Below are 21,313 nucleotides of genomic sequence, written 5' to 3' on the forward strand. Positions count from 1 at the left end.
GCACCACCAAAGGGAAGTTGCTATGTTAAAGATCGTTCCAGATCCACCCCACAACCACCACTCCCTCGAAGACACCATCATCCAGGCCACCGAGTACGCCCTCTGCGCGCAGACCGTGGCGCATCAGGCTGTTCTGCTGCATCCCAAGTCGCCCGTGTCGATTCTGGTCATGGCCGCGATGCATGAAATGGAGGCGCTGCGGGTGCTGCTCGAATCGGCGTTGATTCAGGTGCAGATGCCGCAGGTGGAGCCTCGGACGTTGCATTAAGGTGTTAGCCATAGGTTGCCTGGGCTGGCCTCATCGCCGGCAAGCCGGCTCCCACAGGGGATCGGCGTGGCTGCGCGGCAGATGCTGTGTAGCTGATTGCTGGACTACCTGCTCGCCCAGGCACCGATCATTTCAGGGAGATTGAGCCATGAGCACAGACGACACCACGCCCCACACCACCGTGGGCAAGACCAAGTTCTACCAGGGTGAAAAGCATACCGACCCGCTGTTCTGCATCGAACCCGGCATCCCTTGCCAGCACGCACGGGAACAGGCTTCGGAGTTGATGGGCTGCGTGTGCGACCTGACCATCACCGGGATCATGGAGGAAAAGCCTCAGCTGATCTGGGCATCGTATTACCTGAGCGCGCTGGCCAAGGCGCTGATGGATGATGCGGAGTTGGGGATGAAGCATTAAGGGGTTGTTCTTTCGAGGGGTTTGACGAAAGAGTCGCAGCGCCTCGGAGATCAAGCGCCGCCCGCGCGGCGCATCGCGGATGAATCCGCTCCTACATTCGTTGCAACGTGCCGCATCTGTCAGACCATGGCTGCCTGCCTTGGCGCCAGCCGAAATACCGCGTCGTACAAACAAGGCGAACAACCATGGCCTATCAGGCATGGCCACGTTGCAACAGATGTAGGAGCGGATTCATCCGCGATGCGCCGCGCGGGCGGCGCTCGATCTGATGGGCGCCACAAGGCTATTGGCAGGCGAGCCTACTCCTGAAAGGCCGCATCGGGCTTTACTGCATTCAGTCCGAGCTTTTCGTTTATTGCGATTTTCGATTATTTCGAATATACATTCGACTCAGGCTATCGCCCCCTTGTACAGCCCCTACCCTCGATACCCCTCCGGAGAAGACAATGACTACCGCCGACCTTTCTCACAAGCTGCTGCCTGACGAGCATGAGATTGCCGCAGCCGTCGAATCCAGCCGCACCCTGGCCGCCTTTCTTTCGACAGCCTCGCAAACTCAACGGATCGAGCTGCTCAACGAAGACAACCAGCGCCAGGTCGTCGAGGTGCCTACCTTTGCACTGCGTCTGTTCGGAGAAATCCTCAGCGAGCTGGCACTGGGCAACGCTGTCAAAGTCGTGCCAATCCACGCCGAGCTAACCACCCAGGAAGCGGCCGACCTGCTCAACGTATCGCGTCCGCACCTGGTGAAACTGCTGGACGATGGCTTGATTCCTCACACCAAGACGGGCCGTCATCGCCGGGTCAAATTCGCAGATCTGGTGGGTTACAAGGACAAGCGCGACGAGGCGAGCCGTGCGGCGATGGACGAACTGGCGGCCCAAGCCCAGGCGTTAAGGATGGGCTACGAATGAAGCACTCTTCCTTCACAGCCCTGTACGACGCCAATGTCCTCTACCCCGCAATACTGCGCGACCTCCTCATGAACCTTGCGCTAACCGGCGTGTACCGCGCTCGCTGGTCGGCCAGGATTCATGACGAATGGAAGCGCAATCTGCTACTGAATCGCCCGGACCTTACCCAAGAGCAACTGGATCGCACCTCTGGCCTGATGGATGCAGCAGTACCCGACGCACTGGTCAGCGATTACGAAGCACTGGTGAGCGGTCTGGACCTACCGGATGAAGACGACCGCCATGTCCTTGCTGCCGCCATCAAAGGTAACGCTTCGGTGATCGTCACCTTCAACCTCAAAGACTTTCCTGACACTGCGCTTCGTGGTTTCGATATCGAAGCGCTGCATCCCGATGATTTCATCGCCGACCTGTGGGACCTGGACAAGGCAGCGGTACTTGAAGCCGTCCAGCGACAACGGCAGTCGTTGAAGGATCCACCTCAAAGCGTCCAGATGTATCTGGACAAGCTGCTCCAGCAGAAGCTGCCTGAAGCGGTAAAACTGCTTTCCGGGTTCAAGTTCCTGCTCTGATGCACAAGGGCTGCGCAGCAGCCCCGGCAAGGGTACATGATGCTGAAATCTGGGGTCGCGTTGTAGCCGGACATGTCGTCCGGCAATGTGAGCAATTCAAAGTCGACCTTCATCGGTGTTCGCCTGCCCTGAACGTCTATCAGCGCTTGCCCAGCATCGCCTGGCGCTCCCGCCAGATCTCCTGCACGAACGGATCGGTCACGCCATACAGGCCATGCCCCCGGCGAATGATCAGGTTCGCCGCCAGCAACTCATTGGCCACCGGCTGGATCTCCTCCACTCGCACTTCACGCCCCACGAACGTCGAATACTCGCCCGCCGCCTCGCTGGAAAACACGCCCCGCGTCTCGCCATCCACGGAGGCGATCCGGGCGAAAATGGCCTGGGCCAGCACGCCCAGTTCCTCGACCTTCATCAGTTCCAGGTCGGCCGCCGCCGAGCGCAGCGTGGCCGCGATCACCGGCAGCACCACATCCGCCCCGGAACCGAGGCTGGGCGAGTGAATCAACTGCCGCAGGGCACGGATGAACTCTTCAGGCCGGCTGCCCAGTGTCTTGAACGCCTCGGTCGCCACCTCCAGCGAGGGCAGGTTGTCGAGGCCATCTGCGGCGAGCCGCTGGAGCCAGAACGCGACATAGCCCTCGTCAAGCACCGGATAGGCCACGTTGGTGGCGCCGGCAAACGCCTGGTTACGCCGGGCGGTCAGCTCGTTGACCATGGCCCGGTGCGAGCCGGTGCCGATGAACAGGAAATGCCCAGGCGTCGCGGGCCTTGGGTTGATGGCGTCACGCGCAGCCTTCAGGGCCAGCATCATCTGCTGCCCGTCTTCTGTGGTGATGGCATGCTGCACTTCGTCGACGATCAGCACGACAGTCGCCTTGGCTTGGTCCACCGCTTCGCTCAGCGCTTCGGCGAGTGTCACGCCGCCTGCTTCACCCAGGGTATCGAGGTTGAAGCCGAACTTGAAACCGGCCATCTCCACCTCGGCGCCACGCACGCGCTTGAGACGCTGCATGAACGACGAGGTCGGTGTCTGCAGTTCGAGCAGGGCTTTGCGCACGGCAGCCAGAACAAGCTTCACCGGGCTTGTCTGGGTGTCGCTCCACAGGTCGACGTAGATCACCAGTGCGCCCTGTGCCTCCAGGGCCGGGATCAGATCGTTCTTGAGGAAGGTAGTCTTGCCCGTCCGGCGCAGGCCTGACAGGAACAACCCGGAACGCAGGCCGATATCCAGTGCCGAGGGCTTGAGCAGTTGCCTGGCCATATCGGCCGCCAGTTCCGGACGCAGGAAAATGTCAGCCATGGGTTTATCCTGAATTATTAGATTCCAATAATTATTGGCCTGGAATAATTCCGTGTAAAGCCACAGTGGCTTGCGCATCACCTCAAGACTCAACTTCCATCAACCCCGGCGTGGGCTTGCTGAACCCCGCCGTCAGCCACATCAAGTACAACCCACCACACACCAGCCAAGCCACCCCGGCCAGTATCACCACCGTGCTCAACAGCGACAGCAGATACAGGTTCACCCCAATCGCCAGCAGCGGAAACACCACGAACCCCACCCCACTCAACCGCTGCTTGCGCCGCTCACGCCGGTAGTACGCAATCACGCAGACATTCACCGCCGCAAACGCCAGGAACGCGCCGAAGTTGATCAGCGAAGCGGCCGAGCTCACATCCGCGCCGACCCCGATCAAGCCCAGCCCGGCAATCAGCAGCAGGTTGAACACCGGCGTGCGCGCCGTGCCCTGCAGCTTGGCGAAGTAACGCGGCGGCAGCACGCCTTCGCGGCCCATGAAGTACAGCAAGCGGCTGGCGCTGACCTGCACCGCCAGGCACGAGGCGAAGCCGGCAACGATGCCGCCGAGGTTGACGAAGTCGGCGAAGAACTGCCCGCCCACCTCGATCGACAGCGCGTAGGTCGCAGTCTCTGGGTCGGCGAACTGGCCGCCGGGGTGGCTCAGTTGCATCAGGTAGGCCACCGCCGTGAACAGCAGCCCGCCCAGGCTGATCACCAGCAACACCGCCCGGGGGATATCGCGCTTGGGCTGCTCGGCCTCCTCGGCCAGGGTGGTCACAGCGTCGAAACCGAGGAACGAATAAGCGGCGATGGCCGCAGCGGCGGTGAGGCCCGTGAGGGTGCTGTGCTCGTTCCAAACGGCGTGGGTGAAGCCGACCTGGGGCTGGCCGGCCAGGTAGCGCAGGCAGTAGCCGAGGAACAGCAGCACCAGGGCCACGCTCAGGACCGTGAGCACTTTGTTCAGGCGGTCGGTCAGGGCCATGCCGCTGACGGTCACCGCCGTGGTCAGACCGATGTTGATCAGCAGCCAGCCCCAAGTGGGCACCTGCGGGAACTGGGCGTTGAGGAACACCGACTGCAACAGCCAGGCGACCATGGGCATGAACAGGTAAGCCAGCAGCACCGCCCAGCCGACCACGAAGCCGCACCCGGGGCCGAGCAGGCGTTTGGCGTAGTAGTAGGCCGAGCCGGACACCGGGAACAGGCGCGACAGCTTGGCGTAGCTCAGGGCCGACAGCAGCATGGCGCCGGTGGCCAGCAGGAAGGCGCTGGGGGCGATGCCGTCGCTGCGCTCGGAGATCACGCCGAAGATCACCATGGCCAGGCTCGGGCACATGTAGGCCAGGCCGAAGACCGTCAGGGAGGTCAGGGAGAGTTTTGCGGGGGTGGCGTCAGGCATGGGTGGCCTCCTGGCGCGCAGGGGCGATGCCACGGGCCGGGCCGTGAGCGAAATGAGCCATGGGTCATCCTCTTGTGATTGTTCTAGGAAATTGCCCAGCCGGTCTGGCTGCATGGGGGCGCAGGGACGGCGTGCACAGCAAGTTACTCGGGGGATGGCACCGGCTTTGCCGGTGATCGCGGGGCAAGCCCGCGCCTACAAGGTGCAGGGCCAGTATGCGGATCCCGGTGCGGATTCCTATAACGTCGAATGATTAACCCGGGGGTAATGGCGCAGGGGAATCACGGCGCCGGTTGCAGGCTGGCAAGGTCTTCGCCGGCCAAAAACAGCAGCGAGAACAGCTCGGTCTGGGAGTTCACATCCAGCTTGCGGTACACGTTGCGGCGATGGACCTTCACCGTCTCGGCCGACAGCTTGAGCTTGATGGCCGTCTCCTTGTTCGAATGCCCCGACAGGATCAGCCGCACCACATCCAGCTCCCGCGCCGTGAGCACCGACTCCAGCTGCCGCCGTGCTTCGTCGCGCCCCTGGGCCAGGCCCAGCGCGGGCTTGGCCGGTGCGCATTCGGGCAGTTGCTCGAAGTGCAGGCGCTGGCGCAACAGGCCGATCAGCCAGGGGCGCACCAGCTCCAGCTGGGCGATGGCCTGAGCGTCGAAACGTGAGCGCCCGCCCAGCGACAGGCACAGTGTGCGCCCATCGCCCAGGGCCAGGTTGAACTGCACCTCGTCGGCGACCACGTTGTGGGTGAAGTACAGGCGGTAGTAGTCGGTCTGCTGGAACTGCTCCGGGGCCACGTCGGCCAGGCGCACCAGGCCGGTCAGCGGCCGCTCGCGGCTGCTGATGTAGAACGGGTCGAGCAGGTACAGGCCGTTGGCGTACTCGCTCACCAGCGGGTCGATGCCCTCGCGCTCGTAGGGGCTCTGGTCGAAGATCAGCGGCTTGTCGTGGCTGAACAGCAGCGCCACCCAGGTATCCACCTCGACGAAGTCGCCGAGCAGCGTCGCCAGTGTGCGCCAGAAGCTCGGCCGGTCGAGGTGCTCGATGCATTGGCCCACACCCTGGTGCCACGAAAGATCCTGCAGGCTCAAGCCCATGACTACCCCCGGGTTAACCCGTCGAAGTGATTGTTTTGCCAGTGATTGTTTTCATACTTGCACCACCCTTCGCAAATGTCACTCGCCCGCGGAAGGGTCGGGCCCAGCGAGACGGATTGCCCATGAAGATCGAAGTGGTACAGACGACAACCCGCGACGGCGACACCGCCCACAACCTGCGTGGCATCCTCGAGGCCCTGGCCCAGTGCGCGCCGGACACCGATATCCTGCTGTTCCCCGAGTCGCACCTGACCGGTTTTCTCACAGCAGATGACGTCGGCATGCTGTCCGAAGCCATCGACGGCGATGCCGTGCAGGCAGTGGTCGCGGCAGCGCGCCAGCGTAATGTCGCGGTGGTTTTGGGGCTGTACGAGAACAACGGCGGCACCTTCTACAACACCACCCTGTTCATCGCCCCCGAAGGCATCCTGCTCACCTACCGCAAGACCCACCTGTGGTTGCCGGAGCACGGCATCGTCGTGCCGGGCGACCGCTTCGCCACCGTCGAATGGCGCGGCGTGCGCCTGGGCCTGTTGATCTGCTACGACAGCGAATTCCCCGAGACGGCGCGGGCACTGAAGGCCCTGGGCGCGCAGTTGATGCTGATCACCGATGGCCTGGCCGAACCGGAGGATCATGTGCACCGGGTGTCGGTGATGGCCCGGGCGATGGAGAACCAGGTGTTCGCCGTGGTCGCCAACCGCGTGGGCGAAGGGCCGGATGGCTGCGTGTTCGTGGGGGCGAGCCTGGCGGTGGACCCGTATGGCCAAACGCTGTTCGAGGCCGGGCGTGGCGAGTCGCGGCATAGCGTGACCCTGGACCTGTCACTGATCGGCAAGGCCCGCGCCTTCCATGACTACAGCGCCAACCAGCGCATCCAGTTGCCGGGTGAGCGGATCGAGCATGCCAACGGGGTGCGGGAGTTGATCATCGGCTAGCCATCGGTATTGATGACCCTAGGCTTATCCCGGGTTACTCCCGGCCAGTAATTATTGGCCGGGAGTAACCCTGTCCAAACCCCGCCCCTGACAGCTGCAGCACACGCAACCACTGATCAGCGGCTGGTCGGGATCGCCCTCAAGAAAAGTCACCCTGACCTCCATTCCCTTCCGAGGCGGCGTGCTCTCGCAATGCCAGTCGGAGACCAACCGCAGCCAGCAACTGCGCGTGTCGCCCACTCGTTCTTCGCGATCCCACGGGAACTCGACCTTGACCCTGGCCAGGCGCCGATCACTGCGCACCGCCTCGTCCTCCACGGCAACGACCACCGCCGTCTGGTTGCCGGGCACCTGGGGCTTCCTGTGAGCCAACGGCGGACGATAGCTCGCGTGCCACGCATACCCCGTGAAGCGGTTACGGTAACCCTGAAAAAAATCGCCTTCGTTGCCAGTGACGAGGTGTTCACCGGACAACTGTGGCTGCCGCCCTTCATGGACAACCTGGGTCAGCAACCAGGGAGCATTCCACGCGCTGTGCGGATGGCCCGTGATTTCCAGCACATGACCACTGGCCAAGCGGGGCTGGTCGCTGTGCCCTTCCGTTCGGCGACAAGCCGCATGATGACGCTCCATCAGGTGCTTGATCACCGGCGCGTCGGCGACGCTGTCGGGCGCTTGCCTGTAGGTGGTCGGGATGCCACTTCTGGTAAAGGCCGACTGATGATCGCCCAGTACCAGCACATGCCCCCGCGCACTGTGTTGAAAGTGGAAGTGGATACCCTCCTCTTCGCACAGGCGCTGGACAAAATGCAGGTCGGTTTCGTCGTACTGGGTGCAGATATCGCGCGCACGGTAGTTCGCCCGCAGCTCAAGCCGATAAGCGCCGCCCACTATCCCGTGCTCTTCCAATATCAAGGCAACGATTTCCGGTGCCGACAGGCGTTGATAGATCCGTTGGTTGATGCGATGGCGCAGGTAGGACAACTGCGGCACCAGGGCCAACTTGTAGCGTGGCGCATCACCGCATTGGGCAACGTGGTAGACGCGCCCGTGCACACCGTTGCCCTCGGTGTCGAAGGCCAGGAAAGCCTCGCGGTCGATCAGGCTGTCGAGGTCCAGGTCAGCCGGTTCGCCGACCAGTTCCACATTGAAGAAGTACGGCCTGCTGATGGCCTCTTCACCGCTGAACGCGAGTACGTGAAGGCCATGTTCGACACCGTCGATGGTCAAGCTGAAATGGGTCTGCCGGGTTGGGTTGAACATCCGCTGTTCCCTCTCTACATAAGCCAAGGATGAGGCGCACGAAGCCACCGCCTCCATGAACACGGAGGCAGGCACCGGGCTGCAGGCGAAACGTCAGGTCAGGTCAAACGCCACTTTTCACTTTGGTCCAGACCCGGGTGCGGATTCGTTCGAGTTTCAACGGCAGGGGCTCGAGTGGAATCAGCGTGGCGACCGTCTTCTTGTCGGGATAGATCCAGGGGTTGTCCCGCAGCGCCTGTTCGACGAACTGGGTGGCGTCCTTGTTGGCGTTGGGGTACAGCGTGTGGTTCGAGGTCTTGGCGATCACTTCCGGGCGCATCATGTAGTTGATGAACGCCAGGCCCTCCTTGGGGTGGGGCGCATCTTTAAGCAACACCAGGTTTTCCGACCACACCAGCGCGCCTTCGCGAGGCAGGCTGTAGGTGATGCGGCGCCCGGTGTTGTTCTTCTCGTTGATCGCCTGCGCGGCCAGGGCGCCGTTGGCCCAACCGACCACCGCGCAGATATTGCCGTCGGCCATGTCGGTGTCGATGCGCGACGAGTCGAAATACAGCACGTACGGGCGGATTTTCATCAGCAGGTCTTGCGCCTTCTGGTAATCCGCCGGGTTGCTGCTGTTGCTGGGCAGCCCCAGGTAGTTCAAGGCGATCGAGATGATCTCGCTGGGCGAGTCGAGCATCGCCACGCCGCACGCCTTCAGCTTGCTGATGTTCTCTTCCTTGAAGATCAGGTCCCAGCTGTTCACCGGCGCCTGATCACCCAAGGCCGCCTTGACCTTGTCGATGTCGTAGCCAATGCCGGTGGTGCCCCACAGGTAGGGCACCGCGTAGCGATTGCCGGGGTCGTTGACCGCCAGCTGGGCGAGGATGTCCGGGTCGATATGGGCGAGGTTGCCCAGTTGCGCACGGTCCAACGGCTGCAGCACGCCCGCCGCGATCAGCGTGGGCAGCACATTGGAAGTGGCCACCACCACGTCATACCCGGTGCGCCCGGCCATGACCTTGCTCTGCATGATGTCGGCGCTGTCGAATGCGTCCATGTGCACGCGGGTGCCGGTTTCCTGCTCGAAGGCCTTCGGGGTCTCCGGCGCCAGCAGCCCGAACCAGTTGTACAGGTGCACGCCAGGCTCGGCGGCCGCCACCGAGGTGCTGATCGCCGCGCAGAGCAGCGAGGCCGAAAAAAGGGTTCGCAAACGTGACGTTCTCATGCAACATCCTTGTCCAGACGATTGTTGTCTCATGGCCATCCCAAGCCTTGGCACCGACTATACCGGGCACACCCGGAGAGTAAATACCTCGAAATACTTACCTCTGGCCTACGCATCCTTAACCCAAAAGGGGTAGAAAATGCCGTTCGACCTCCATGGACTGGCGTGGCACCGAACCATCGGCAAGCTGATCATGCAACTGAACCGGCCGGAGTTCTGGAGTTCGCTGGTACGGGTGTTGAATGAATACGTGCAGATCGATAATTGGGTGGTGTTGATTTTCGGCAGCCAGCACGTGGAAGTGGTGAGCCTGCCTGAAGTGGCGGACGCAGAAGAAGTGGATGCGTTCATCCATCGCTATGTGACGGAGCTGTATCTGCTGGACCCGTTCTACATCGCCAATCGAGAAAACCCCCAGAGCGGTTTCTTCCACCTGCTGGATATCGCGCCGGAGTACTTTCTCGAGACCGAGTACTACCACCAGTACTTTGCCCAGTACATCTCGGTGGATGAAGCGCAGTACAACGTGCAGCTCGACGCCGACAGGACGCTGTGCATTTCCATTGGTAGCAAGGTGCGCTTCAGCCAAGAGCAAATCACCATTCTCGACATCATCAAGCCCTGGGTCACGGCCTTGATGCACCAGCGCATGTGCTTTGAAAGCGATGCCGAGAAAAGCCTTGCCGAGCCACCGCCCCGGCAAGAAACGCTGGCCCAGCTGGGTGCGCAGTTGACGACGCGGGAAAGCGATGTGCTCAGGCTGCTGTTGAGCGGTTTCTCCAACAAGGAGATAGCGGGCAAGCTGGCGCTCTCGGCGGAAACGATCAAGGTTCACCGCCGCAATATCTACGCCAAGCTGAATATCAAGTCGCAGTCTGAGTTGTTTACCCGGTTCTTCATGCCCCGCGCCTACCCGACAGCCCCTTGACCACGATGTACAGCAACGGCCCGATCGATACGAATACTGCCGTCAGCAGCAGGTAGGGCAATACAGCAACCAGGGAAGCACTGGCCAATCCTGACCTGGCACAACGCCTACGTGGCTTGCCCGCCCCACCCGCACTGGCGGCGGACATGCCGCAGTCACCTGTGGTGCTGACCCGCGTGCGCGCCGGTGCGGGTGAGTTGCGCTTCCTGTCCACCTTCACCACCTTCGGCATGCCGCTGGACATCACGGTGGCTTCGCTGCGGATCGAGCACCTGATACCCGCCGACGGCGAAACGTGGCGAACGATGACGGCGGCATATGATGAATACCTGGCTCGGCATCACCCGCGTTGACTCAGGCCAAGAATGATGGCGTTTAGCCACAAAATCCTTCCTCCGACAGTGCCTAACCGCTAAGCTCCCGCGCGCCGGCCGTACGCTAGCCGGTGTAATCAGGACGACCTAACTGCTCAGGAGCCCCCATGACCGTTCTCAAAGCCACTGTCGCCGCCCTCACCCTCGCTTCGCTGGTGGGCTGTGCGACCAATCGTTCCGAAGTGGACGTCACCGGCCCAACGCCGCTAGCCATGGGAGCCGGCCAAGGCCAGCTGGTATACATCAGCGCCGTGGATGAGCGGGTGTTCCAGATCGACCCACGCCAGGCCGATATCCCCTCCCTGAAAAACGATGAAATCACCGACACCCGCATCACCGAACGCGCCATCGGCCGTAAGCGCAACGGTTTCGGCAAGGGCTTGGGCGATGTGGTGCTGCCTTCGGGCCGAACCGTATCGCAACTGGTCGGCAACGCCGTGGCCACGGCCTACCAGCAAGCGGGCTACCAGGTAGTGAGCACGCCCACGCCGAATGCCGCGGCGGTGAATGTGCACATCATCGAATACTGGTCGTGGTTCTCGCCCGGTGCCTTCACCGTGGCGGTCAACAACAAGGCCCAGCTGAAGATCGACCACCCGGGCGCGGCGCCGCTGAAGGTGGTGACAGAGGCACGGGACAGCATGCAGGTGGCAACGGACAGCGACTGGAAGAAGATCAACGAACAAGGCCTGAGCGCCATCGTGACCGAAACCGGTAAGCAACTGGGCAAAGCCAAGCCATAAACCCATGGCGAACATGCGGCGCATCCAGCCACCTCTGGCTGGATGATCCGCAGCCCCCAGCCCGGTGACGTTGAGCGCATCGAAAGCGAGCTCACCCGGCCCCCCCATCCGCAGACCAACAAAACGCGCCTGTTGCTCGAGTGCACCTTGGCATCGACCTGCTCGAAGGCTGCGTTCATGTGAGGCCATGGGAGTTGTCGCGCCACGGGGCTTAAAGCACCGAACCGCCTTGGGTCCGCAAGTAGCACACAGCTAGCTTGCCCTCTGTTGTACGATCGTCGCCTCGATAACAGGAGGTTGCGATGAGCCAAGGCGACGGAATGCGGGTGATCGTGGTGGGTGCCGGCATTGTCGGCGCGTCAATCGCCTACCACCTGGCCCGCAAAGGGGCACGGGTTACGGTGGTGGAAGCCAGCGAGATCGCCTCGGGCGTGACCGGCCGCTCGTTCGCCTGGATCAACACCTGCGCTGCCGGGCCCGAAGCCATCGCGCCGCTGCGCAATGCCGCGATCGATGACTACCGCCGTCTCGAGCGCGAGCTGCCTGGCCTGGTCGTGCGCTGGACGGGCTCGCTGTGCTACGCGCAGCCTTCCCTTGCTGAGCCGGACACCTCGTCCACAGTGGTGGTTTCCCGGCAACGGATCCGCGACCTGGAGCCCAACCTCCGGCATCCGCCCGAGCAGGCCATGCATGCGCCACAGGAAGGCGCGTTGGACGCCGTGGCCGCCACCCATGCATTGATCGCAGGCGCCAAGGCCCATGGCGCCACGGTGCTGACGCAGACCCAGGTGCTCGGTATGAGGTTCGACGGCGGCACCCTGTCGGGCGTGAACACCTCCCAAGGCCCCCTGGCAGCCGATCGGGTGGTGCTGGCTGCCGGCAATGGCTGCGCGACGCTGGCAGGTGCGCTGGGGGTGCCACTTGCCATCGGGCCCTCTCCTGCCCTCTTCATCCGCTACCGCGCCCGGCCCGGGCTGGTGCGCGGCATCATTTCGAACGCGGCCATGGAAGTCAGGCAAGGGGCGGAAGGTTGGCTGTTGGCGGCCGAGGATTATCTGGGCGATGGCCCGGAGCATCAGCCAGAGGTGGTGGCACGGCGCACGGCCGAGGCCATTTGCGGCGAACTCGAAGGCGTGGGCGCTCTTGAACTTGAAACGGCATGTGTTGGCTGGCGACCGATGCCTGAAAACGGTATTCCGCTGATTGGCGATGTGCCCGGGGTGTCGGGGGTTTACCTATGCGTGATGCACCCGGGCGTGACGCTGGCGGCGGTGGTGGGCAGGCTGGTCAGCGAAGAGATTGTCGATGGCAAGACACATACCCACCTGGTGCCTTGCCGTCCGGTGTAACGCATGCGCGCCTTGGGAGGGTGTCAGAAATTTTGTGTTCGGGCATAACATGAGTAAGAGGTGCATGTATGCCAACCAAAAAGAAACCCTTGCGTGACCTGCCCACAATCCCCAAAGAGCTGCTGGAGCAGTTCGGTGAGGGCCTGATGACTGCAGAAGCTATCGAGGATGCCTCCGCGGCGTTCAAGAAGGCCCTGATCGAACGCGCTCTGCATGCCGAGCTTGGCCACCACCTGGGCTATCCGCCAGGCGCGCAGCGCCCAGAGGATGAAACCAACCAGCGTAACGGCAAGAGTGGCAAGACGGTTTTAACGGGGGATGGCCCGCTGCGGCTGGAAATTCCTCGCGATCGAGACGGCAGTTTTTCGCCCATTCTGATCCCCAAGCACGAGCGGCGGTACACCGGTTTCGATGACAAGATCATCGCCATGTACGCCCGTGGAATGACGGTCAGAGAGATCCGAGCCTTTTTGTCCGAGCAGTATGGAACAGAGGTCTCACCCGACTTCATCAGCTCTGTGACAGACGAGGTCATGGATGAGATTGGCGCGTGGCAACAGCGGCCACTGGAGCCGATGTACCCGGTCATTTTCTTCGATGCACTGCGGGTGAAGATCCGCGAAGAGGGCCTGGTGCGCAACAAGGCCATTTACCTGGCCCTGGGCGTCCTCCCCGACGGGACGCGGGATATCCTGGGCATCTGGATTGAGAACACCGAGGGCGCGAAGTTTTGGATGAAGGTCTTTAACGATCTCAAGACGCGCGGTGTCGAAGATGTGCTGATTGCCGTGACCGATGGCCTCAAAGGTATGCCAGAGGCTCTCAGGGCCGTGTTTCCAGAGACGACGTTGCAAACGTGCATCGTGCACCTGATCCGCAACAGCCTCGACTTCGCGGCCTGGGACAAGCGGCGGGCTCTGGCCAAGGAGCTGAAGCCGATTTACCAAGCCATCAATGCCGAAGCGGCTGAGCAAGCACTCGATGAGTTTGAGAACGGACCGTGGGGCGAGAAATATCCAACGGTGGTGGCTGCCTGGAGACGCGCCTGGGATCGAGTGATTCCATTTTTCGTCTTCCCACCGGCCATCAGAAAGGTGATTTACACCACCAACGCCATCGAGAGCATCAACGCCCAGCTACGCAAGGTCATCAAGACTCGCGGGCATTTCCCGAATGATGACGCAGCGACCAAACTGATTTGGCTGGGATTGCGCAACATAACAGCCAATTGGGGAAAACCGGCCCATGATTGGAAAAGCGCGATGAATCAATTTGCGATTCTGTACGGAGATCGGTTCATCAGGCCGACCTGGTGAAATCAAGGCCTGCCTGGCGGCAGGCCGTTACCGGCCCGCACACAAAAAAACTGACACTCCCCTAAATGAAGGAAACTTCCAGCACTACCGATATTCAATAAACACAATTGGCACTTTTGCTCCGACACGATCTGGCCACCACCCCGATAGGCGTGTACTCTCTTGCCCACTCGTATTGCCGTGGCTGCTGAACCCGGTTAACCACGAGAAATCACCCATGGAACGATCACGCGCCTGGCGACGCGCCCAGGCCCGCAAGCATGCTGAATACTTCGCGGTACGCCCGCTGGTGTTCAAGCCGGAAAAAAACTGGAAGCTGCTCTACACCCGCGCCTCGAAGCTGGCGAGGGCACGCCAGCTCGGCTTCAGCTACCCCATCCGCACCACTCGCCAACTGTTGGACCAAGCGTGACCAACCTCCTGTTCATCTGCAGCCGCAACCAGTGGCGCAGCCCCACCGCCGAGATGATCTGGCGCCGTCGCCCGGGCTTTGACGCCCGGTCGGCGGGTACCAGCCCGAATGCGCGCAAGCCTGTCAGCCCAGCGGACATTCGCTGGGCCGACGTCATCCTGGTGATGGAGCGCAAACACCAGCAACGCTTGCTGGCCCAGTTCGCACGCTTGCTCGAACACAAACGGCTGCATGTGCTCGACATCCCCGACGACTACCACTACATGGACCCTGAGCTTGTGCTCATCCTGGAAGCCGCAGTGGCACCGCACCTGGCGCAGGAACCGTAGCCACCGCTCAGAACACCACCGAGCGGCGATGCTCGGCCGTCGCCACCACCCTCCCACGCTTGAGTACCGCCAACCGCGCCGGCAGGTCGAGGATCACATCGCTGACGCGCTGGGTATCCACCAGCACCAGGTCCGCATCCTTGCCCACGGCCAGCCCATGGTCGCGCAAGCCCAAGGCCCTGGCCGGGTTCGTCGTGAGCATCGCCAACACCGTGGCCTGGTCATCCGCCCCGCCCAGGTGGCAGGCGGGGATGGCCAGTTGCGCGATGTTCAGCAGGTCACCCGTGCCATAGGGGGTGAATGCGTTGCGGATGTTGTTGGTGGCCAGGCACACGTTCACTCCGCCATCGCGCAAGGCTCGCACCGGTGTCAGGGTGCGGCGCACGTTGTGGCTGTCGCCACGGGCGCCCAGGTGCAGGTCGGTGGCCGGCAGGCACATCACGCTGATACCGGCCTCGCGCAGCAGCGCAACGATACGCGCCTGCCGCTCGGGCTCGACCGCTGCCAGGCTGGTCAGGTGGCCGACGCACACCCGCCCCTGGTAACCCTCGGCGAGGGTCCGGCGGGCCACGTATTCGATGGTCATCTGCTCGGCGTCATCGGCGAAGTCCTGGTGCAGGTCGATGCCCTTGTCGTAGCGCCTGGCCAGGTCGAAGACGAAATCGATGTGTTCGAGGGGCGATACATCGTTGTAGGGAATGCCGCCGACCACATCGGCGCCCTTCTCCATCGCCTCGACCATCATCGCCTTCATGCCGGGCAACTTGAGGATGCCTTCCTGGGGGAAGGCGACCACCTGGATATCGATGACATCGCGGAATGTTTCACGCAGCTCCAGCACCACATCCAGGCCAGTGAAACCCTGGGCGGGGTCGAACTCGGCGTGGGCGCGTACATGGGTGGTGCCGGCCTGCACCAGTGCACGCAACACCTGGGTCGAGCGCGCGCGGATGTCTTCGCGGGTGAGTGTGGGCTTGAGCTCGGCGGTGACGGCGATCGCTTCTTTCAAGGTGCCGGAGCGGTTGGCCTTGCGCTGCATGACGTTGGCTTTTTCAAGGTGCAGGTGGCCTTCGACGAAACCTGGGATCAGGACGTTACCGTTGCCTTGGATTTCCTGGGTGGCCGTTGCGGTGATCGTCGGGGCGATTTCAGTGATCTTGCCGTTGTGCACGGCCACATCCATCAAGGGTTTTGCATCGTCGATGCGGACATTTCTGATGATCAGGTCCATGCCGTCGTTTCTCCTCATCAGGCATTGCAGCCCGCTCTCATGGAACAAACCGTAAGTCATTGATTTAGCTGGACCCTGTGGGAGCGGCCTTGCGTCGCGAAAGGGGCGCGCAGCGGCCCCAGATTACGAGCCCCCATCGAAATTGCTGGGGGCTGCTGCGCAGCCCTTTCGCGACGCAAGGCCGCTCCCACAGGGGACAGTTCCCTGCGTGACAGCGTGACCAAAGGACTGAGCGATCTCCTACAAGGATCAATAGCGTCCGAGGGCATGGCCCGGCCACCCTGTGGTGGTCGGGCCATGTCCCTACGAGCGAATCAGAACGGCTTGGTCGGCAGGTACTTGCCATCCAGGGTGATCACGGCGCGGGAACCGCCTTCCGGATCGTCGACCTTCTTCACGTCCAGCTTGAAGTTGATGGCGCTGATGATGCCGTCACCGAACTTCTCGTGGACCAGCGCCTTGAGCGTGGTGCCGTACACCTGCAGCATCTCGTAGAAGCGGTAGATGGTCGGGTCGGTCGGTATGCCGCCTTCGATGCTGCCGCGCAGCGGAATGGTCTGCAGCAGGGCGATGCCGTCGGCGTCGAGGCCGAGCTTGTCGCCCACCACCTGGGCGGCACTGGCCGGCAGCGGGTGCTGGCCCAGCAGCGCGGCGGTGACGAAAGCTTCGGACAGGCCGGTGCCCTCGGTGATCTGGGCGAACGACAGGTCCTTGCGGGCCTTGGCCAGGAGGATGGCTTCGCTCAGGGCAAGGCGGGCGTTCTGGCTGATTTGCGACTGGATCATGGGGTGTCTCCTTGGGTTGAAAAACGGGTTCAGGCAACGTGCCGGGAAGGTTGGGAAACAGCACGGACTTCAGGGTTGTCCGCCAGGGATACGAACTGGCCGGTGCGCCCGTCGAAGGCGTCGATGCGGCCGCTCTCGATGTCGTAGATCCAGCCGTGCAGGGCCACGCGGCCCTCTTCCAGGGCCAGGCGCACCGAGGGGTGGGTTTGAATGTTGGCCAGCTGGGCGATCACGTTCTCGCGCACCATGGCCTCGACCTTGGCGTGGGGGGTTTGATGCTGGCGGGCTTCGTTCACCACCCGGGCCGAATCGGCGTAGCGCAGCCAGCCGGCCACGGCGGGCATGTGGTCCAGGCACTTGCAGGTGGCGATGGCGGTCATGGCGCCGCAGTCGGAGTGGCCACAGATGACGATGTCGGCCACTTGCAACGCGGCGACGGCGTACTCGACCGAGGCCGACACCCCGCCGGGTTCAGGGCCGTAGGACGGCACGATGTTGCCGGCGTTGCGGATGACGAACAGGTCGCCCGGTTCGCGCTGGGTGACCAGTTCGGGCACCAGGCGGCTGTCGGAGCAGGAGATGAACAGCGCCCGTGGGCTTTGCTGGGTGGCCAGGTCCTTGAACAGCTTGACCCGCTCAGGGAAGGCGTCGCGCTGGAACTTCAGGAAGCCGTCGATGATGTCTTGCATGGCTGATGCCTCAGTGTCGCGGTGTGTGAGGCAAAGGTTAGGCGGCGCGTTACATAAGGTAAAAGTCTCATTTATGATGTATGCCATCAGATTATCTTATGGAGCGTGAAATGCTCGCCCGGCACATCCAGTACTTTCTCGCAGTCGCGCAACACCACAGCTTCACCCGGGCGGCGGCAGCCCTGCACGTCTCCCAGCCCGCGCTTTCACAGCAGGTCAGGCAACTGGAGGAAAGCCTCGGGGCACAGCTGTTCGATCGCTCGGGGCGTGCGACACGGCTGACCGATGCCGGCGAGGTCTATCTGCGCTATGCGAAACGGGCCTCGCAGGAACTGCAGGAGGCCAGGCGCGCGATCCATGACGTGAGTGACCTCAGCCGCGGCTCATTGCGAGTGGCGGTGACGCCAACCTTTACCCGCTATCTGGTCGGCCCCCTGGTCGAGGCCTTCCACAGCCGATACCCGAATATCACCCTGAACTTGCGCGAAATCGCCCAGGAACGCATTGAGGAACTGCTGTTGGCGGACGAACTGGATGTCGGTATCGCTTTCGACGAGCTCCACGCCCAGGACATCGACACCTACCCGCTGCTGGTCGAAACCCTGGCGCTGGTGGTCGGCAGCCGGCACCCGTTGGCCCATGCGAGGGCCATCGGGCCGCAGGCTTTGAACGATGAGTCGATGATCCTGCTCAGCGCCGAATTCGCCACCCGCGAGCAGATCGAGCGCTACTGCCGACAACACGGCATACGCCCGCAGGTACGGATGGAGGCCAACGCCATCGGCGCGGTGATCGAGGTGGTGCGCAGGACGACGCTGTCGACCTTGCTGCCTGCCACCCTCGCCCTGGCGCATGACGACCTGGCCGCCATCGCCCTCGATCCGTTGCGCCTGCAACGCACGGCCGTGCTCATGCAGCGCAGGGGTGTCTACCAGACGGCGGCGGCGCAGGCCTTCCTGGCGCTGGCCAAGGAGGTGGCCGCGCAGTTGGAACGCAGCTGAGGCTCAGCTCAACTGCGCAATCAGCACCGCATTGGTGTAGATCAGGCTGCCATCGCTGGCCCGATGCCCGACCAGGTGGAACTGGCCACGCGCGTCGTTGCTCAGGTAGACGCGCAGACGGCAGTCGGACAGCGGGCCGTAGCCTTCGGGCAAGACCAGGTTCAGCGTGTCCATGTCGACATCCACCATCGCTTCGGGCTCGTGGCTTTGCTGCAGGCGCTCTTCGGCCTGCTCCAACGCCGTGTGGGCCGAGCCCTGGATGTCGAAGTGGATATCGCCCACCGGGGTGGATCGGCGATCGCCATTGCTTTTGCACCAGCCTTCGATCGTCAGGGTACTCATGGCCAATCCTCGTTTGATCACTGTCAAAGGGGTTGACTTCAGCGCTCCCGGAATCGTTCCAACTGGCTTCAGGGTGGCCTCATACGCCTACCGCCAATGCGCGCGCCATCTCCCTGGCCTGCACCCGAAGCGCCTGACAGAACGGTTCCAGCACCGCCGACGCCGGGCGCAGTTCAGGTCGGATCAGCATCACCTGATACGGCACCGACAGACTCAATCGCCGCATGGGCAGCCCGCCCTGCCCTGCCTCCAGCCCGCTCAGCGGGTTGATGATTGCCACGCCCAGCCCCTGGCGGACCATGGCGCATACCGAGGCGGCGCTGGTGGTTTCGATTACCGTGCGCCGGTTCACCCCAGCCTCGCGGAAGTGCCGGTCCAGCTGTTGCCGGTAGCTGTCCAGGCTGGCCAGGTTGATGAAGTCGATCTCATGGAAGTCGTGCAGCTCGAGCACCGGCTTGGCCAGCAACGGATGATGCTCGGGCAACACGCAGACCATGTCGGCACTGAACAGCAGTTCCCCGACCGCGCCCCTTGGCACCTGCGCGGTTTCGGTCAGGCCGAAGTCGTGCTGCTGGGCCACCAGTGATTCTTCCAGCAGCGGCGATTCCTGCGCGGTGATGCTCACGCTCACGCCCGGGTGTTGCTGGTGGAACGCCTTGCAGGCCTTGGGCAGCAGGGTTTGCGAGAACAGCGGCAGGCAGGTGATGGCCAGCCGGCCCTGTTCGAAATTGCGGATGGCCTGGGCGAAACGGTCGATGCGTTCCAGGCCGACGAAGGCCCGATCGACTTCCTCGATCAGCAGCAGGGCTTGGGCCGTGGCTACCAGCCGCCCGCCTTCGCGCTCGAACAAGGTCAGGCCGGTGACCTGCTCCATGCGCGCCAGCTCGCGGCTGACGGTGGGCTGCGAGGTGAACAGCAGGCGGGCGGCGCCGGTGACGCTGCCGGCGGCCATGATGGCGCGGAACACTTCGATGTGGCGGATGGTGAGTTTCATGAAGGTACGCAGGCTCTCTGGGGGCTCGCAGTCACTTGTGGGGCAAGTGACAGGGGAATGGCACCGGCATAGCCGGTGTTCGCGGGTAAACCCGCTCCTACAGGGATAGCGATGTATATCAGATATGAATCGAGATAAGAAAAATAGCTATTTTTCTGGATCAAGTAACTCCCTCACCATCGGTGTATCCATTACAAGGAACACCACCATGACCACCACCCTCCTGGCCCAGGCCGTCCGCCAGCACGGCTCCCCGCTGTGGGCCTACGACGCCCAGACCCTCCACCAGCGTATCGACCAGCTCCTGCAGCACTTCGACACGGTGCGTTTCGCGCAGAAGGCCAACCCCAACCTGCACGTCCTGCGCCTGATGCGCGAGCGTGGCCTGGTGCTCGATGCCGTGTCGCTGGGCGAGATGGAGCGGGCCTTCGCGGCCGGGGCAGTGGTGGACGGCGAACCGGCCGGCGTCGTGCTGACCTGCGACGTGCTGGACCAACCGACCCTGGCGCGGGTGGTCGACACGAAGATCGAGGTGAACGCCGGCTCCATCGATATGCTCCGCCAGCTGGGTGAGCGTTCCCCCGGGCACCGCGTATGGCTGCGTATCAACCCCGGTTTCGGCCACGGCCACAGCCGCAAGACCAACACCGGTGGCGAGAACAGCAAGCACGGTATCTGGCACGAGCAGTTGCCCGAGGCGCTGGCCTGCGTGAAGCAGTTCGGCTTGCACCTGGTGGGCGTGCACATGCATATCGGTTCGGGGGTCGACTACCAGCACCTGGAACAGGTGGCCGGCGCCATGGTCGGGCTGATCGGCAAGCTGGGCATGGACATCGAAGCCTTCTCCATCGGCGGTGGGTTGTCCACGCCCTACCGCAGCGACGACCAGCCGGTGGACCTGCAACGCTACGCCCGCACCTGGGCGGTGGCGCGGGCGGAGATCGAAGCGATGCTCGGCCATGCCGTGCGCATGGAGATCGAGCCGGGCCGCTACCTGGTGGCGGAGTCGGGCTACCTGGTGGCCGAGGTGCGCGCTGTCAAGCAGATGGGCGGCAAGCACTACATCCTGGTCGATGCGGGCTTCAACGACCTGATGCGCCCGGCCATGTATGGGGCGTATCACCGCATGAGTCTGTTCGATGCCGTGGGCCGGCCAGTGAGTCGCCCGCTACAACCGACCGTGGTGGCCGGGCCGCTGTGCGAGTCAGGCGATGTCTTCACCCAGAACGATGAAGAACTGACGCCTCAGGAGCTGCCCCAGGCCAAGGTAGGCGACCTGCTGGTGATTCACGATGCGGGGGCTTATGGCGCGTCCATGTCCTCGAACTACAACAGCCGGCCGCTGTTGCCTGAGTTTCTGGTCGAGAACGACAGCTTGCGCATGATCCGTCGACGGCAGACCGTGCAAGAGCTGCTGGCCCTGGAGCTGGATCTGTAAGGCTGG

The 21,313-nt window shown here is 62.9% G+C and carries 23 protein-coding genes and 2 pseudogenes; 14 read left to right on the plus strand and 11 right to left on the minus strand.

Going from position 1 to position 21,313, the window contains the following annotated elements:
• The first annotated feature begins 22 nt into the window (after nt 1-22).
• From JYG34_RS17070 to JYG34_RS17085, 4 genes are all read left to right on the plus strand, one after another.
• On the plus strand, nt 23-268 hold the full coding sequence (locus JYG34_RS17070; RefSeq protein ID WP_011534689.1) for a hypothetical protein: 246 nt from the start codon (nt 23-25) through the stop codon (nt 266-268).
• A 148-nt stretch (nt 269-416) separates the two neighbouring features.
• Nucleotides 417-686 carry a DUF3077 domain-containing protein gene (locus JYG34_RS17075; RefSeq protein ID WP_011534690.1) on the plus strand — a complete coding sequence of 90 codons (270 nt, stop codon included), beginning with the start codon at nt 417-419 and terminating at the stop codon, nt 684-686.
• 446 nt (nt 687-1,132) lie between these two features.
• Nucleotides 1,133-1,600, plus strand: coding sequence for a helix-turn-helix domain-containing protein (locus JYG34_RS17080; RefSeq protein ID WP_213657552.1), 468 nt, complete (start codon nt 1,133-1,135; stop codon nt 1,598-1,600).
• Nucleotides 1,597-2,172 carry a PIN domain-containing protein gene (locus tag JYG34_RS17085; protein WP_213657553.1) on the plus strand — a complete coding sequence of 192 codons (576 nt, stop codon included), beginning with the start codon at nt 1,597-1,599 and terminating at the stop codon, nt 2,170-2,172. Before JYG34_RS17080 ends, JYG34_RS17085 begins: the two co-directional genes overlap by 4 nt.
• 139 nt (nt 2,173-2,311) lie before the next feature.
• Here JYG34_RS17085 and JYG34_RS17090 read toward each other — a convergent pair whose 3' ends face one another.
• The 3 genes from JYG34_RS17090 to JYG34_RS17100 form a co-directional block, all read right to left on the minus strand.
• Complete coding sequence (locus JYG34_RS17090; protein WP_213657554.1) at nt 2,312-3,475, minus strand: AAA family ATPase; 1,164 nt, start codon at nt 3,473-3,475, stop codon at nt 2,312-2,314.
• Nucleotides 3,476-3,557: 82 nt separating this feature from the next.
• Nucleotides 3,558-4,874, minus strand: a complete 1,317-nt coding sequence (locus tag JYG34_RS17095; protein WP_213657555.1) for an APC family permease — start codon at nt 4,872-4,874, stop codon at nt 3,558-3,560.
• Nucleotides 4,875-5,155: 281 nt separating this feature from the next.
• Nucleotides 5,156-5,968 (minus strand): LuxR C-terminal-related transcriptional regulator, encoded by an 813-nt coding sequence (locus tag JYG34_RS17100; protein ID WP_213657556.1) that lies wholly within the window; start codon nt 5,966-5,968, stop codon nt 5,156-5,158.
• A 122-nt stretch (nt 5,969-6,090) separates the two neighbouring features.
• Between JYG34_RS17100 and JYG34_RS17105 the strand changes: the two genes are divergently transcribed.
• Nucleotides 6,091-6,906 (plus strand): carbon-nitrogen hydrolase family protein, encoded by an 816-nt coding sequence (locus JYG34_RS17105; protein ID WP_213657557.1) that lies wholly within the window; start codon nt 6,091-6,093, stop codon nt 6,904-6,906.
• Nucleotides 6,907-6,957: 51 nt separating this feature from the next.
• On the opposite strand, the gene JYG34_RS17110 is transcribed toward JYG34_RS17105, so the two are convergent.
• Together JYG34_RS17110 and JYG34_RS17115 are read right to left on the minus strand one after the other, a co-directional pair.
• On the minus strand, nt 6,958-8,169 hold the full coding sequence (locus JYG34_RS17110; RefSeq protein WP_213657558.1) for a contractile injection system protein, VgrG/Pvc8 family: 1,212 nt from the start codon (nt 8,167-8,169) through the stop codon (nt 6,958-6,960).
• A gap of 103 nt (nt 8,170-8,272) precedes the next feature.
• Nucleotides 8,273-9,376, minus strand: coding sequence for a polyamine ABC transporter substrate-binding protein (locus JYG34_RS17115; protein WP_213657559.1), 1,104 nt, complete (start codon nt 9,374-9,376; stop codon nt 8,273-8,275).
• A gap of 139 nt (nt 9,377-9,515) precedes the next feature.
• Between JYG34_RS17115 and JYG34_RS17120 the strand changes: the two genes are divergently transcribed.
• A complete protein-coding gene (locus JYG34_RS17120; protein ID WP_213657560.1) occupies nt 9,516-10,304 on the plus strand; it encodes a helix-turn-helix transcriptional regulator in 789 nt (262 codons plus the stop codon).
• On the opposite strand, the pseudogene JYG34_RS26355 reads toward JYG34_RS17120, so the two are convergent.
• Nucleotides 10,273-10,380, minus strand: a pseudogene (locus tag JYG34_RS26355) (DUF2834 domain-containing protein); the annotation flags it as partial. The gene JYG34_RS17120 and the pseudogene JYG34_RS26355 overlap by 32 nt on opposite strands.
• Here JYG34_RS26355 and JYG34_RS17125 point away from each other — a divergent pair.
• From JYG34_RS17125 to JYG34_RS17150, 6 genes and pseudogenes are all read left to right on the plus strand, one after another.
• Nucleotides 10,370-10,657: pseudogene (locus tag JYG34_RS17125) on the plus strand (helix-turn-helix domain-containing protein); the annotation flags it as partial. The pseudogenes JYG34_RS26355 and JYG34_RS17125 sit on opposite strands and share 11 nt — an antisense overlap.
• A 128-nt stretch (nt 10,658-10,785) precedes the next feature.
• The gene (locus tag JYG34_RS17130; RefSeq protein WP_213657562.1) at nt 10,786-11,421 is read left to right on the plus strand and encodes a flagellar biosynthesis protein; all 636 of its coding nucleotides are present in this window, start codon (nt 10,786-10,788) and stop codon (nt 11,419-11,421) included.
• A 302-nt stretch (nt 11,422-11,723) separates the two neighbouring features.
• On the plus strand, nt 11,724-12,770 hold the full coding sequence (locus JYG34_RS17135) for an NAD(P)/FAD-dependent oxidoreductase (RefSeq protein ID WP_213657563.1): 1,047 nt from the start codon (nt 11,724-11,726) through the stop codon (nt 12,768-12,770).
• 68 nt (nt 12,771-12,838) lie between these two features.
• Complete coding sequence (locus JYG34_RS17140) at nt 12,839-14,086, plus strand: IS256 family transposase (protein ID WP_213657564.1); 1,248 nt, start codon at nt 12,839-12,841, stop codon at nt 14,084-14,086.
• Nucleotides 14,087-14,303: 217 nt separating this feature from the next.
• Nucleotides 14,304-14,498: a hypothetical protein gene (locus JYG34_RS17145; protein ID WP_213657565.1), complete on the plus strand. Its 195-nt coding sequence runs from the start codon at nt 14,304-14,306 to the stop codon at nt 14,496-14,498.
• Complete coding sequence (locus tag JYG34_RS17150; RefSeq protein ID WP_213657566.1) at nt 14,495-14,827, plus strand: low molecular weight protein tyrosine phosphatase family protein; 333 nt, start codon at nt 14,495-14,497, stop codon at nt 14,825-14,827. The genes JYG34_RS17145 and JYG34_RS17150 overlap by 4 nt, the downstream gene beginning before the upstream one ends.
• A 7-nt stretch (nt 14,828-14,834) precedes the next feature.
• Here the strand turns inward: JYG34_RS17150 and JYG34_RS17155 are convergent, their stop codons facing one another.
• The 3 genes from JYG34_RS17155 to JYG34_RS17165 all read right to left on the minus strand — a co-directional run bounded on the left by JYG34_RS17155 (nt 14,835) and on the right by JYG34_RS17165 (nt 17,532).
• Complete coding sequence (locus JYG34_RS17155; protein WP_213657567.1) at nt 14,835-16,058, minus strand: amidohydrolase family protein; 1,224 nt, start codon at nt 16,056-16,058, stop codon at nt 14,835-14,837.
• Between the two features lie 314 nt (nt 16,059-16,372).
• Nucleotides 16,373-16,843 (minus strand): cyanase, encoded by a 471-nt coding sequence (cynS, locus tag JYG34_RS17160; RefSeq protein WP_213657568.1) that lies wholly within the window; start codon nt 16,841-16,843, stop codon nt 16,373-16,375.
• 29 nt (nt 16,844-16,872) lie between these two features.
• The gene (locus JYG34_RS17165; protein ID WP_213657569.1) at nt 16,873-17,532 is read right to left on the minus strand and encodes a carbonic anhydrase; all 660 of its coding nucleotides are present in this window, start codon (nt 17,530-17,532) and stop codon (nt 16,873-16,875) included.
• A gap of 110 nt (nt 17,533-17,642) precedes the next feature.
• On the opposite strand from JYG34_RS17165, the gene cynR reads away from it, so the two are divergent.
• Nucleotides 17,643-18,533, plus strand: a complete 891-nt coding sequence (gene cynR, locus JYG34_RS17170; protein ID WP_213657570.1) for a transcriptional regulator CynR — start codon at nt 17,643-17,645, stop codon at nt 18,531-18,533.
• 3 nt (nt 18,534-18,536) lie between these two features.
• Here cynR and JYG34_RS17175 read toward each other — a convergent pair whose 3' ends face one another.
• Both JYG34_RS17175 and JYG34_RS17180 read right to left on the minus strand, forming a co-directional pair.
• A complete protein-coding gene (locus tag JYG34_RS17175; RefSeq protein WP_213657571.1) occupies nt 18,537-18,875 on the minus strand; it encodes a hypothetical protein in 339 nt (112 codons plus the stop codon).
• A 79-nt stretch (nt 18,876-18,954) separates the two neighbouring features.
• Nucleotides 18,955-19,869, minus strand: coding sequence for a LysR family transcriptional regulator (locus JYG34_RS17180; RefSeq protein ID WP_213657572.1), 915 nt, complete (start codon nt 19,867-19,869; stop codon nt 18,955-18,957).
• 208 nt (nt 19,870-20,077) lie between these two features.
• Here JYG34_RS17180 and lysA point away from each other — a divergent pair, with 208 nt between their 5' ends.
• Entirely contained in the window at nt 20,078-21,307 is a 1,230-nt protein-coding gene (lysA, locus tag JYG34_RS17185; protein WP_213657573.1) for a diaminopimelate decarboxylase, read from the plus strand.
• Nucleotides 21,308-21,313 lie beyond the last annotated feature (6 nt).

The sequence above is a fragment of the Pseudomonas entomophila genome (assembly GCF_018417595.1).
Taxonomy (GTDB): Bacteria; Pseudomonadota; Gammaproteobacteria; order Pseudomonadales; family Pseudomonadaceae; genus Aquipseudomonas; species Aquipseudomonas entomophila_C.

Coding starts and splice junctions, on each gene's coding strand:
- JYG34_RS17080 (WP_213657552.1), top strand. CDS start 1,133: ATGACTACCGCCGACCTTTCTCACAAGCTGCTGCCTGACGAGCATGAG.
- JYG34_RS17115 (WP_213657559.1), bottom strand. CDS start 9,376: ATGAGAACGTCACGTTTGCGAACCCTTTTTTCGGCCTCGCTGCTCTGC.
- JYG34_RS17105 (WP_213657557.1), top strand. CDS start 6,091: ATGAAGATCGAAGTGGTACAGACGACAACCCGCGACGGCGACACCGCC.
- JYG34_RS17140 (WP_213657564.1), top strand. CDS start 12,839: ATGCCAACCAAAAAGAAACCCTTGCGTGACCTGCCCACAATCCCCAAA.
- JYG34_RS17130 (WP_213657562.1), top strand. CDS start 10,786: ATGACCGTTCTCAAAGCCACTGTCGCCGCCCTCACCCTCGCTTCGCTG.
- JYG34_RS17090 (WP_213657554.1), bottom strand. CDS start 3,475: ATGGCTGACATTTTCCTGCGTCCGGAACTGGCGGCCGATATGGCCAGG.
- JYG34_RS17180 (WP_213657572.1), bottom strand. CDS start 19,869: ATGAAACTCACCATCCGCCACATCGAAGTGTTCCGCGCCATCATGGCC.
- lysA (WP_213657573.1), top strand. CDS start 20,078: ATGACCACCACCCTCCTGGCCCAGGCCGTCCGCCAGCACGGCTCCCCG.
- JYG34_RS17135 (WP_213657563.1), top strand. CDS start 11,724: ATGAGCCAAGGCGACGGAATGCGGGTGATCGTGGTGGGTGCCGGCATT.
- JYG34_RS17155 (WP_213657567.1), bottom strand. CDS start 16,058: ATGGACCTGATCATCAGAAATGTCCGCATCGACGATGCAAAACCCTTG.
- JYG34_RS17165 (WP_213657569.1), bottom strand. CDS start 17,532: ATGCAAGACATCATCGACGGCTTCCTGAAGTTCCAGCGCGACGCCTTC.
- JYG34_RS17120 (WP_213657560.1), top strand. CDS start 9,516: ATGCCGTTCGACCTCCATGGACTGGCGTGGCACCGAACCATCGGCAAG.
- cynS (WP_213657568.1), bottom strand. CDS start 16,843: ATGATCCAGTCGCAAATCAGCCAGAACGCCCGCCTTGCCCTGAGCGAA.
- JYG34_RS17175 (WP_213657571.1), bottom strand. CDS start 18,875: ATGAGTACCCTGACGATCGAAGGCTGGTGCAAAAGCAATGGCGATCGC.
- JYG34_RS17110 (WP_213657558.1), bottom strand. CDS start 8,169: ATGTTCAACCCAACCCGGCAGACCCATTTCAGCTTGACCATCGACGGT.
- JYG34_RS17075 (WP_011534690.1), top strand. CDS start 417: ATGAGCACAGACGACACCACGCCCCACACCACCGTGGGCAAGACCAAG.
- cynR (WP_213657570.1), top strand. CDS start 17,643: ATGCTCGCCCGGCACATCCAGTACTTTCTCGCAGTCGCGCAACACCAC.
- JYG34_RS17070 (WP_011534689.1), top strand. CDS start 23: ATGTTAAAGATCGTTCCAGATCCACCCCACAACCACCACTCCCTCGAA.
- JYG34_RS17100 (WP_213657556.1), bottom strand. CDS start 5,968: ATGGGCTTGAGCCTGCAGGATCTTTCGTGGCACCAGGGTGTGGGCCAA.
- JYG34_RS17145 (WP_213657565.1), top strand. CDS start 14,304: ATGGAACGATCACGCGCCTGGCGACGCGCCCAGGCCCGCAAGCATGCT.
- JYG34_RS17085 (WP_213657553.1), top strand. CDS start 1,597: ATGAAGCACTCTTCCTTCACAGCCCTGTACGACGCCAATGTCCTCTAC.
- JYG34_RS17095 (WP_213657555.1), bottom strand. CDS start 4,874: ATGCCTGACGCCACCCCCGCAAAACTCTCCCTGACCTCCCTGACGGTC.